1 rRNA gene is annotated in these 242 nt (G+C 57.0%); it reads right to left on the bottom strand.

The annotated features are described in order from the left end of the window. Nucleotides 1-242 (bottom strand): 23S ribosomal RNA (locus A3728_RS19250); the annotation flags it as partial.

Genomic DNA, 242 nt, shown 5'->3' with positions numbered 1-242 from the left:
CATAGCTACCCTGCACTGCTGCTGGCGCAACAACAGGTCCACCAGTGGATCGTTCACCCCGGTCCTCTCGTACTAGGGGCAACTCCTCTCAAGTATCCTACACCCACGGAAGATAGGGACCGAACTGTCTCACGACGTTCTAAACCCAGCTCACGTACCTCTTTAAACGGCGAACAGCCGTACCCTTGGGACCTGCTCCAGCCCCAGGATGAGATGAGCCGACATCGAGGTGCCAAACACTG

Source organism: Sulfitobacter sp. HI0040, from assembly GCF_001634885.1.
Classification (GTDB): domain Bacteria; phylum Pseudomonadota; class Alphaproteobacteria; order Rhodobacterales; family Rhodobacteraceae; genus Sulfitobacter.
The sequence above is the reverse complement of the archived record's forward strand: the minus strand, read 5'-3'. Positions and strand labels throughout refer to the sequence as shown.